General features: G+C 50.5%; 10 protein-coding genes and 1 tRNA gene. 6 read left to right on the top strand and 5 right to left on the bottom strand.

The features are described from left to right. From BSR28_RS09200 to BSR28_RS06800, 4 genes are all read left to right on the top strand, one after another. Positions 1 to 417, top strand: a 417-nt coding sequence (locus tag BSR28_RS09200) for a hypothetical protein (protein WP_233120626.1), incomplete at its 5' end; no start/stop codon positions are given. A 703-nt stretch (positions 418 to 1,120) separates the two neighbouring features. Further along, on the top strand, positions 1,121 to 2,245 hold the full coding sequence (locus tag BSR28_RS06810) for a sortase family protein (protein WP_158020331.1): 1,125 nt from the start codon (positions 1,121 to 1,123) through the stop codon (positions 2,243 to 2,245). A gap of 512 nt (positions 2,246 to 2,757) precedes the next feature. Beyond that, positions 2,758 to 3,735: a hypothetical protein gene (locus tag BSR28_RS06805; RefSeq protein ID WP_073709189.1), complete on the top strand. Its 978-nt coding sequence runs from the start codon at positions 2,758 to 2,760 to the stop codon at positions 3,733 to 3,735. Positions 3,736 to 3,973: 238 nt separating this feature from the next. Further along, positions 3,974 to 4,213 (top strand): hypothetical protein, encoded by a 240-nt coding sequence (locus BSR28_RS06800; RefSeq protein ID WP_073713720.1) that lies wholly within the window; start codon positions 3,974 to 3,976, stop codon positions 4,211 to 4,213. Between the two features lie 58 nt (positions 4,214 to 4,271). On the opposite strand, the gene BSR28_RS06795 is transcribed toward BSR28_RS06800, so the two are convergent. Together BSR28_RS06795 and BSR28_RS06790 are read right to left on the bottom strand one after the other, a co-directional pair. Further along, positions 4,272 to 5,294, bottom strand: coding sequence for a DUF5692 family protein (locus tag BSR28_RS06795; RefSeq protein ID WP_073713719.1), 1,023 nt, complete (start codon positions 5,292 to 5,294; stop codon positions 4,272 to 4,274). A gap of 6 nt (positions 5,295 to 5,300) precedes the next feature. Next, on the bottom strand, positions 5,301 to 6,263 hold the full coding sequence (locus tag BSR28_RS06790; RefSeq protein ID WP_233120631.1) for a hypothetical protein: 963 nt from the start codon (positions 6,261 to 6,263) through the stop codon (positions 5,301 to 5,303). 257 nt (positions 6,264 to 6,520) lie between these two features. Here BSR28_RS06790 and BSR28_RS06785 point away from each other — a divergent pair, with 257 nt between their 5' ends. Further along, positions 6,521 to 7,897, top strand: coding sequence for a DUF5692 family protein (locus tag BSR28_RS06785; protein ID WP_073713717.1), 1,377 nt, complete (start codon positions 6,521 to 6,523; stop codon positions 7,895 to 7,897). Between the two features lie 57 nt (positions 7,898 to 7,954). Continuing rightward, positions 7,955 to 8,227 carry a phage holin family protein gene (locus tag BSR28_RS06780; protein WP_073713716.1) on the top strand — a complete coding sequence of 91 codons (273 nt, stop codon included), beginning with the start codon at positions 7,955 to 7,957 and terminating at the stop codon, positions 8,225 to 8,227. Positions 8,228 to 8,295: 68 nt separating this feature from the next. Here BSR28_RS06780 and BSR28_RS06775 read toward each other — a convergent pair whose 3' ends face one another. The 3 genes from BSR28_RS06775 to BSR28_RS06765 all read right to left on the bottom strand — a co-directional run bounded on the left by BSR28_RS06775 (position 8,296) and on the right by BSR28_RS06765 (position 10,022). Next, positions 8,296 to 8,895, bottom strand: coding sequence for a GNAT family N-acetyltransferase (locus BSR28_RS06775; protein ID WP_158020330.1), 600 nt, complete (start codon positions 8,893 to 8,895; stop codon positions 8,296 to 8,298). 220 nt (positions 8,896 to 9,115) lie between these two features. After that, positions 9,116 to 9,191: transfer RNA gene (locus tag BSR28_RS06770), tRNA-Ala, on the bottom strand. Positions 9,192 to 9,320: 129 nt separating this feature from the next. After that, the gene (locus BSR28_RS06765) at positions 9,321 to 10,022 is read right to left on the bottom strand and encodes a hypothetical protein (protein WP_143237617.1); all 702 of its coding nucleotides are present in this window, start codon (positions 10,020 to 10,022) and stop codon (positions 9,321 to 9,323) included. Positions 10,023 to 10,327 lie beyond the last annotated feature (305 nt).

Raw genomic sequence — 10,327 nt, 5'->3', positions numbered from 1 at the left:
ACCACCGAACCAACCACCGAACCAACCACCGAACCAACCACCGAACCAACCACCGAACCAACCACCGAACCAACCACCGAACCAAAAACGAAACCCGCAGGCGATTCACCGATAGAGAGTCAAATAAGTCCAGATCATGGATTCCTTTTGCCCCCTAAAGCCAAAGAATGTGAAGACGCCTCTCTCTCCCCCATGCGCATTCAAAAACATCACAATACGACAAGCGTACCGACCAAAAACCCTGGACCAATCAAACATAACAACGTTTTCAATGACCCTAACCAACGTACCTCAAACCAGCCACTTTCAAACACGGGCACTAACGCCTGGGAACTGGCTTGCATAAGCCTGCTAATGGCGCCAATTGGGGTCTGCTTATTTAGAAGTAGCGCCAAATCCCGCAGGGACGAATACTGAGTCACTTCAACAACGAAAGTAAGAATCTCCGCCCCCCTCACCCAGAAGTCAATTAATCGCGGCGCATTTCAATATCCGCGCGAAGAATCGCAATTAGTTGTCCTAAGCTTCCCAAATTCGGGGCTGAGGCCCGACAAATCTCGTCACTGAGCACGTCATTTTTTCGCTCAAAATACTGAAAAAATAATATTGCGCACGTCACACAAATACGTCACATTTCCACATGAAACAAAAAGGATAACTCAACCAAGTTTCACAAAAGCAGAAAAAGGTTAACAAAAGAGTTCCCAAAGAGCCCAGATTGCAACAAAAATATCATTCCACCCCAAAGGCCCCAAACCAGTTCTAGACCACAAACAAAACTACTTCACCCACGCGCACTGCAACAGATGTATGACGACACCATGTCAGAAATTATGAAAACGTTTTCCGTCAACACTGCGTTCACTCAGGGCGATATGTTCAACCACCTTAAATTGATTGAAAATTTTGAACACTATAGCGAACTCAATAGGAAATTATTGCATTTTATGAACATTTTTAATGTTCGATAGATTTTAAAAAGTGCAAAAAATTTACATTTTGCATTTTTAAGCAGATTGTTAAACTGGTCTCAGTTAACGAACTTAATGTATTGCAATCATTAGCCACACCACCTGCCGATCGGCACTTTTACAGTGCTGGTCTAGACATTTGGGTCTTTTTGATCCAAAAGCCCAGGGCATCCCCAAAGTCAATACTTCTGAAAGGGTTAACTGCAATGAAAAACCACTTCATTTCTGCTCTAGGTCTCACGCTATCCATCGGCCTAGCGGTCACTCCTCTAACATCTACCAGCGCTCCTCACAGTACACACTCAGCCTCACCAGCCTCCAACGTGCACCAAGACAAAACTCCTGCAGCCACCTCTCCGTTCTGGAGTACAGCAGATAATAAGGCTAGCGAAAAGAGCAACCTTCTAGAACTAGGCAGCATGAGTTTTGAGGATTATCTTTACTCGCTAGAAAAGAGCTATCTAAAAAAGCTGAGCGCACTAGAGCACTCAAAAGCCAAAAACGCTAAGAGTGCTACTCCAGCTCCTACCTCACACAATCAAAAGGTAGCCCCAAAGCCGGTCGCTAATAAGGCAGCAGCACCAAAGTCGGCAGCTAACGCTAAAACCACAACAAACCAGGCAAAGGCGTCTAGCACCCCCATCGCTAACAAAAAAGCTGAGCCCAAAAAAGCAGCACAAGCACCCAACCCGCCCGCGACAAAAAAGGCAACCACTAAGCAACTCAAGGTAACAAAGGTTGAGAAAACCAGCAGAAAAGCTGCAAAAAAGCAGAGCGCAAAGCCTGCGGGCCGCCACGCACTCTCAGCCCCCCAGAAACCTAAGACAAAAAGGACAGCACCCAAAAAGTATCAACCAAAGAAAGTCGCACACAAAACCGCAAAACCAGCCCCTAAGAAACAGTACACACCTGCACGTCGAGCTACTCAAAAATCCGGCAACAAAAACATTGACGTATACGTAGATAAGGTAAACAATAATCCTTACGCAGTACAACAAGCAGTCGATAAGTATGCAGTCAGTTCAACCAAGCTTGGATCACTCACACTCGTAGCTGGACACAACTACACCCGCGCTGGGAAGTTTGCCTCTTTCAAAGAGGGAGACGTCGTTAACCTCAAAGGGGCAATGGGCGGAAAGTACAAGATTTACAAGACCGTCCGCGTTCCCAAGCGACGCAACATCAAAACCACCAGCGTTCCCCAAGGGTTCGCATTCCAAACTTGCGACTCCGGAAACACGATGGTCCTGAAGTACGCGAAGCGGATCAAATAAAGCGAACTTCCACACTTTAGGCTCCCACCTAAGAAGCATACAAAGCCTCAAAGCTAAGTATGCAAAGGCTAAGGTGGGAGCCTATTTTTCTCGTATCACACCAAATGTGGCCACAACCAGGACGTTCGTCGCGGTGGTCTAAAAATAGCGGCCACTTTTCCGCACACTGTCACTCATTTAATCGTATTTCTGAAGAAATTGGGGCATGTCAATCGATTTCACCCATGTTCACTTTGAGCGTATCTAGATAATTGTGCGCAACAAATGAAAATATTTATTCATTTTTGAAACATTCAATCAACAAATTGCAGAAATATTTGCCTACAAATCCTATTTTGCAAAATAATGCACAAAACATTTAACTTTAAACAGATATGAAACATCGTTAAACTACTCTCGGTTTCAAAACAAAGACCAGCATAAATGTAACGAAACCCACACAAGTGGTCTATTTTCTACTCGTGCGCCTTCACATAAGTTTTCAAACAGTTATTTTCCAAAGGAATACTTAGATGGTCCATGTTCTGGGCGCAGCTCTAGGTCTTACTACTGCCTTTGCTGCCAGTTTCTCTTCGCTTAGCCTTCCCTCAGTAGGTTACGCTGGGGCTCCTACAGTTCGTTTTGCCGGTGTTAATTCAACCGAAACTATCTCTGAAGACCTAAACAAAGATGGTGCACTGAGCAATTCAGACATGTCAGATTCTGATTGGACACTTGCTGACGATGAGTTCGAAGAACTCATTGATCGACTAAAGTCTGAATACCAGCGAAGCATGGCTAAGATCAGATTACATTTGTCGTTTGAGGATTACTTAAACCGTCATTACCGTCCCTTAAGCAATGCCCTATATATCCCGCTAACTCGTCCAAGAGCGGACGTCGATAACGACCCTGTAGCCAATAACTTGAGGCAGCAGATTTCAAATTCTAAGACCGACCCATCTAGGGGCCAGGAGGCTACTGCTTCACCACGAAAGACGGCTCAGGTAACTACTACAAGTTCTTATGCCCGTCATGGTATCGATTCCCATCGTTCTAAGAGCAGCGCAGACTTCCGCCATAACTCCGAAACCCCAAAGCCAGCCGTTCGAAACCAAACTCGCGCTGCCGGAACTCCGTCGCATTCCAGCAAGAACAAAGCTGCTCATAATTCCGAAAGGAATTACGACGTCAACGTCCAAGCCGTTAATAACAACCCTTATGCCGCTCAAAAGTATGTCGATAAGTATGCCGTCAGTGCCACGAAATTTGGTTCCCTTACGATCGTTGCCGGCCATAACTTCACTCGTGCGGGGAAGTTCCGTTCCTACAAAAACGGAGATGTAGTGAAATTAAAGGGCGCTATGGGCGGTACCTATAAGATCTACAACACCGTTCGCGTACCAAAACGTGGAGACATCAAGACCACCAGCGTACCAGAGGGATTCGCATTCCAAACCTGCGATGAAAACAACACGATGGTCCTAAAGTACGCCAAGAAGATCGATTGATGCCGACTCTCTGCTCCACATCTGATGCGTCAGTTGCTTAAATGCAGAGCTCAGTTTTAAAACTTCCCAATCAGGGGCTTCTCAGAAGAATATTTTCTGGGAAGCCCCTGATTGTTTATTTTTGAACGGCTTTTCCTTACCACGTTCGCTCCCTTTCTGCCCTAATAGAGGACAAACCCCCTACAGTTCCGGCTAAAGACCGATAGACTTATGCGCATACGACTTGAAAGGAAACAACATGCCCCTAGATATTATTACGAACCTAATCGGGATTATTCTTCTTGTTCCGCTGATCGTGGTTTCAGTTAAGACCAATAAGCAGCGTAAGGAAGGGACTCTAACTACCCGCATTCAGGAAGGCATGTCAGTGGGCATGTTGATCGGCATATTAGCCGGTTTTGCTTTCGATCAGCTTGCTCTGGGCGCTGGCATTGGCGGCGCGATTGGCACTCTGATTGGCATGAACATCAAGCGCTAAGACTAGCCTCTCACTCCTTAATCGTTCTCTAGCTACCGGTGGCGCAACGCGCTGCAGGCTAGAGGACTTTGCGAACCTTCCGTTCCATTCCCTTTTTCTCCCTCCCCTTCGGCTCTGACCAAAGACGGGCTAGTTCTTCAGATTCTTTAGTGCCAGCGTAGACCTCTTGTGTGAAGGGGTTGCGCTGGTACCTCTTTATCCGGTAAACGTGCCAGACTATAACGCCCGCGTTCACCACCAGGGACGCGAAGGAAACTAGGAATAGGGCGGTTGGATTATGCGAGGAACGATGTTCAAAAATCGTGCCGTTCGTGAACGTCGGGAAGGTTAGCGCGAAGGCTGTCCACAAGGTCAGCGTGTAGGCACGGTACTGGATCCACGAACCGCGGGCAAAGCGGAACATGACCGGGATCGTACACGAAGCCAATAGCGCCAAACCGGAATACCAGGCGTGGTCAGAGATGCAGTTATAGACGAACGCGAAGTTCCACAGGTCGTAGGCGACAATCCAGGCGAGGGTGAGGTCTGGCCAGATAATCGCCCTCGACTTCCCCTTGGCCACGAAAATACCCACCCAGCCAGAGATCGCTAGCAGGTTCAGGATTCCGGCAATGCCGTTCATAATATTCCATGAACCGCCCCAGTTGATCATGCCACCCTGGTTGGGGTCCGCGCCTTCCACCCAGAAGCACTGGAAGTCACGAACAACGGCCTCCAGAATATTTACGGCCAACAAGATGGGCGGCAGGCACAGGTACCAGTAGTTCTTCCGCAGTTTGGGGAATAGTTGTAGTGCTACTAGGGAGAGTGAACCTATTAGGGCTGAGTAATGCTTGACAACGGGGAACCAGCCCGCTGTAGTCGTCCCTTCGGTCGAGTAGGGCCACCAGAAAATGGTCAGCAGGATAGGCGCTACTAGAAAGAAGAGGATTACTGCCCAGTTGTAGCGTTGGATCAGCCAGGCGGTTACGGCTAGGCCCGCAACCACCAGCACGAAGGCCAGGTAGTCAATCCAGTCGCCCTTTTCGAAGAAGAAGTAGGTCGGATAGTCCGGGGGGATAATCTCAGTTAAGACACCCATTTTTGATCATTCCTTACCCCAGTTAGGCAGGTAGGTCTGCTCGTACTTTTGACGAATCTGTTCTTCCCAACTGAACTTGGGTTCTTTCCAGCCCTCGAAGTAGGTTTCGTCGACACTATCCGCCCAGGGAGTGCCGGGGCCGGTTGGGGGCCAGTTGGGATTGTCAGTGACGGGCTCACGGATCTCCTTCACGGCCGGATTTTGGCGACCGTAGCGCATCCACTGCGTGTAGGTCCGCTCGAATAGCGGAGTGCCGGACCAGCGGCTGGGTGGAGTACCCGTGTCGAACCAGCGGCCACCCAGTACTCCGCGCATGAATCGCCCGGTCCACTGTTCTTTCTTCCGGAATTCGACGGTGCGTTTCATGTACCGGTTTTGCATATTGGTCATACAGCCGCCGACTAGTTCAATATTGATCCAGTTGATGGCCTTGGTGAGCCAGTTGGCCGGTTCATAACCGATCCGCCAGTGGTTGATTAGTCGGGTGCGCTCACCTTTGAACGGCACCATGTAAAAGCACCAGGCGGCGGCGAAATGCTTCATGAAGGGGAAGCGGAAGGCGAAGGATCCGGGTGCTGCCGGTGGAACCTTCGTGTCCACCCAGGAGATCACGTACTTTCCCGGGACCACATCTACCCATTCCATTGACATGCCGTGGAAGTCAAAGGCGGCAATATCACCGGCTACCAGCGAGTCGGGTTGTTGGAACTCTTCTTGGATCTCATAGGAGTTGTAGAAGGGCAAGCGGGCAAAGACGCGCTCTAGGAACTCGCTACTGAACGATCCTGAACGTTCCGCGCCGATCTGTTTGAAGTAGCGGTAGACCGCGTAGGCGGGGGCGTCAATGGTGATCGCGTAGGTGGACGAGTAGCCGTTATCGTACTTGGCGTCGATTAGATCGTCGCCGGGATAGGTGAAGGCCTGTTCTTCCGGGGTGGCCTTCCCCATCATTTGGCTGAAATAGTACATGCCGCCGAAGATTGCAGCCCCGGTTGCGGCACCCAGGCTGAGGATAGACTTCGGCTTAAGTATCTTCGCAAACATTGTGAACTCCCTTGTTCATAGACTGCTTCATTGCAGCAACTTGTCGCTTACCTATATCCTAGACCACATTTTGTCCAAAATTTTGGACTAAAGACCCGAATTTTCGCTCAAAATGTGCCGTAGACTACTAATTGAACGACTAGTACTCAATGGCGAGTTTTAGCTTCAAAGGTGATCTACAAATGGATACGTTTTTAGGCCTATGGGAAATAGGCTCCCCCAAGCTCTATCTGATCTGGGTGATTGTATTTGCCGCCCAGATCATTGTCGCGGAAATTAACCGCAGGTGGCTCTGGACCGTCTTTGCGATCTGGACCGTAGGTGGCATTGCTTTGATTCCATACGCGGCATACCACGCGATTCCAATGATCGGCTGGTTCCCTTTCGGGAAGTACGTCATTATGGTGACGGTTTCGACATGGAATGCCGCTTTTGTCTATCTGGGCCGGAACGATCCGCGCAAGTTCCGCCGCAATATTCTGGTCATTGGTTTCATTACGTGGATTGGCGTTGCTATCAACATCATGGAAGCTAATATTCGCGATATTAATATTTACTTCCAGGCGGACTTCTACAATGCTTGTGCGGCTAACTGGGAATGCCTGAAGGGCATTAATGCTAGCCACACTTTGGATATGATCGCCGGACTGCCAGAAACTCGCGGTGTTACTGCTCCGCTACATTCCGACGAGTGGTACCAGGCTGTGGCCGCAAACTTCGCGAATACAAATGTTGGTATTGACCCAGAGACGGGCTTCCGCACCATTGGCGGTTTTTGGAATATCATGTCGGCGATTGCTGGTTGCTTGAATATCATCACGATGACTGGCTGGGCAAAGATTACGATTGGTTCAAACCCGAAGCAGAAGGTTAAGGGCCTAATCTGGGCTGACATGGTCTGGCCTTGGGTGATTGCCTACGACTTGTGGAACCACGCATTCTTGTACAACGCATTGGCTGACTACACCTGGTATTGCACCTTGGCACTGCTTTTGGCGGCGACGATCCCGGCGTTCTGGTGGGCTAAGGGACAGTGGTTATGGTTCCGTTGCTACACGCTCATGTTCTGGATTGCCATGAATAACCTGCTGCCCGAGTTCTTAATCTCTCCAGGACAGAACAATTTCGCGACTATGAATCCGACCGCGAATATTGTTTGCTCTGGCCTAGCGCTTGGTTCTAACGTTCTACTATTCATCTACTTCTTGTACTTGGTGATCGTAAAGAAGCGCAATCCGATTACTTCCAGCATTTACCAAGACATTGCCGAATATCGGACCATCGCGAAGGAGCACATGGACGATAAGGATAAGTACTGGGTTTGCGACATGATTAAGGAGACCCCGCAGGAGTTGGGCTTCGAACCGGACTCCCCCATCCCGCCGGCTGACGGGTACGTGCATCATATGGCTTGGTGGGGTAAGGCAGATAAGCGTTACCCGAAGCTCAGGACCCCAGTTAGCGCCGATCCGATATTAGCTAAGAAGGGTATTGAGCAGGATCCTAGGTGGGACGTGAGCGCCTCCTCGGCGGAAAGTGCGGGCCAGCCCGACAAGTAGCTAGTACTTTAGTCCTAACAGGCGCGCCGTAATGATTTATGGAATACTGAAATTGATGTGACCGCTACAACAATTGAGGTGGCCATGGATTATTTCAAGGTTCTTCTACCAATCATCATTACTGCAGTTCTTGCCGTAGCAGCAGTGTTCATAGTCAAGAAGTATGCGGATAAAGACCCTGAAAAGACCTATATGATCGAGGGTCTGATCTTGGGGATGATGTTCGGAGCCGGGATAGCAGTGTCTTTCGAGTACTTGTCGTTCGGCACCCCCGTCGGGGTGGTGCTGGGCATGACTATCGGCTTCCTAATAGACAAGAAGAAAAAGTAAGTTTTCTTTGACGAGGGCGCGCCGCCCCTACTTAGTTAGGCGCGCCTAGAACTGAGGTTGCGCGCGGCCTAAGCTGTGAGCCGTTTCGGTGACTGCAGCAGGCGTTCGAGTTCCCTTTGGCGACGCGCTGCTACCTCGGAGTCTGTGGTTGGCCGTGCCAGCAGCCATAGGTAGGATCGTTTTTCCTGATAGGTCATCGCAGGTTCGGAAGAGCACAGGAACCCAAACTTCTTATGGAGGCAAATTGCTGGGGCCTGCGCTTGTTCGATCATGTTCATGGCGAATTCGGCTTCGGTGTCCTGCCAGATGCGCTCCAACAGAAGGGTCATCGCCTCTGTCGCGATTCCCTGACGACGCAACTTAGGTACCGTATTTAGACCAATCTGCGCGCAGGTACCTTCGACCAAGTAATGCGCATGGCCGACGGGCTCCCCTGATTCTTGATCGATCACATAAAAATAGCCCTGCACCTCAGGCGGCAACGATAGGCGCCGCTCTACCCAGGCATCCCACCGATCCTCTGACCAATCAAAACAGCCAGTTTCCGGGTCGTAAGAGTCATTATCGATGGGCCAGCCCGCATTAAAGGACATCATCTGCGGGTCGGCAAGCCACGCCTGACGCACCGGAAACTCTTCCCTAGTGGGAGTCCGCAAAAACAACGGCACGACAATCACCTCTCTAAGGAAGCTTGAACTTTGTGAACACAAAAATCAAAGTACCATACCGGTTCTGAACTCTAACCCCTGGAAGCTAACAATGCATCATTGAAACACAATCGATAATACGAAGGTTCCTGGCAGTAGTGGGCTCTTATTGGAACTGGAAAACCCGCCTTCGGGCATAAAAAAGATGCTGGCTTGGATTGTATCCAAACCAGCATCTAAATGGTGGAGCTAGGGGGAATCGAACCCCCGACCTTCTCATTGCGAACGAGACGCGCTACCAACTGCGCTATAGCCCCTTAAGACCTTCACGATTTTAACACCACCACCAGAAAACCCCCAAGCGGAAAAGCAGCAGCTTCATCCCAGACCCTCCTAAATTCAAAATCCCCGCACCCAAAGGATGCGGGGAGAATGAAGAATAAAAATCAGGATGCTGCGCGGCGACGTTCAATCACCGTATCAACATCGAAACGTAAAGAGGCCTGCTCAGCCACCTGGGTAGAAGACAAGGCGCCAGTCTTTGGGCCGCGGGCACGCACCGGACGAACCGGAATCACTACCCCATTCGGGTCAGTCTCTACGCGCGCCACAGACAGTTCCCGACGCGGGGCTAAAGCCCGCATCTGGTAAACCGGACGGATCGGCTCACTAGGGGTCCACCCCTGAGTCTTAGCTGCAGACTTAGACTCAATCGCGACCGGCTTAGCAGGAACCGAATCCGTAACTTCCACCAAGGAATCAGTGAGGGCCTCTGCGCCTTCAACCTCTTCCACTACCTCTGCGGTGCCCGCGGTTGAAACTACTGAAGACTCGGGCTTGATCGCCCTGGCTGCACGCATCGGTGCAGACCGTAATTCCCGAGCCTTCGCGTCCAACTCTGCGAGTTCCCGCTTAAAATTAGCTCCCTGCCAGGCACCATGACCAAGCACCCCAGCCAGAGCTACCAGCGGCGCCAAACCCCAAAGCCAAGATGTCCATCCCAGCAAAGCGGTCAACGCCAAAAGTACAAACACACCCAAAAGCGCAAACAGAGCCACACGGCGACGGGAAGCAGAAACGGCGGCACGCCCTCGGAGGCGAGCCCGCGCAGCTAAAACGCCTGCCAGTTCGGAACGAACCTGAGCCATAGTTTTGCCCCCAATCAGCACTGAATCTGTCACGGTAGAAAACGGGTGTAAGGCAACCCTACCACCTGAAGCGGCCCGCACCACAGGGCGCGCCGCAGATTGTGGAACTCGAGCCGCATCAGAAAAACGATCCTCCGGGTGCGAAAGCGCCTGATAGGCCGCTCGCCGGGCAGACAGTGGCACCAGGCCCAGTACCACGACCACGCCTGCGAAAACTAAAATCCAGCCACCAAATTCCACAACCCAAAACTACAAAACCTCAGGCCCAAAACCGCCAAGGCGCGCCGAAAAATCAAAGATCAAAC

The sequence above is a fragment of the Boudabousia liubingyangii genome, from assembly GCF_001907245.1.
Classification (GTDB): domain Bacteria; phylum Actinomycetota; class Actinomycetes; order Actinomycetales; family Actinomycetaceae; genus Boudabousia; species Boudabousia liubingyangii.
Note: the sequence above shows the minus strand (reverse complement) of the source record. Positions and strands in the feature narration are given on the sequence as shown.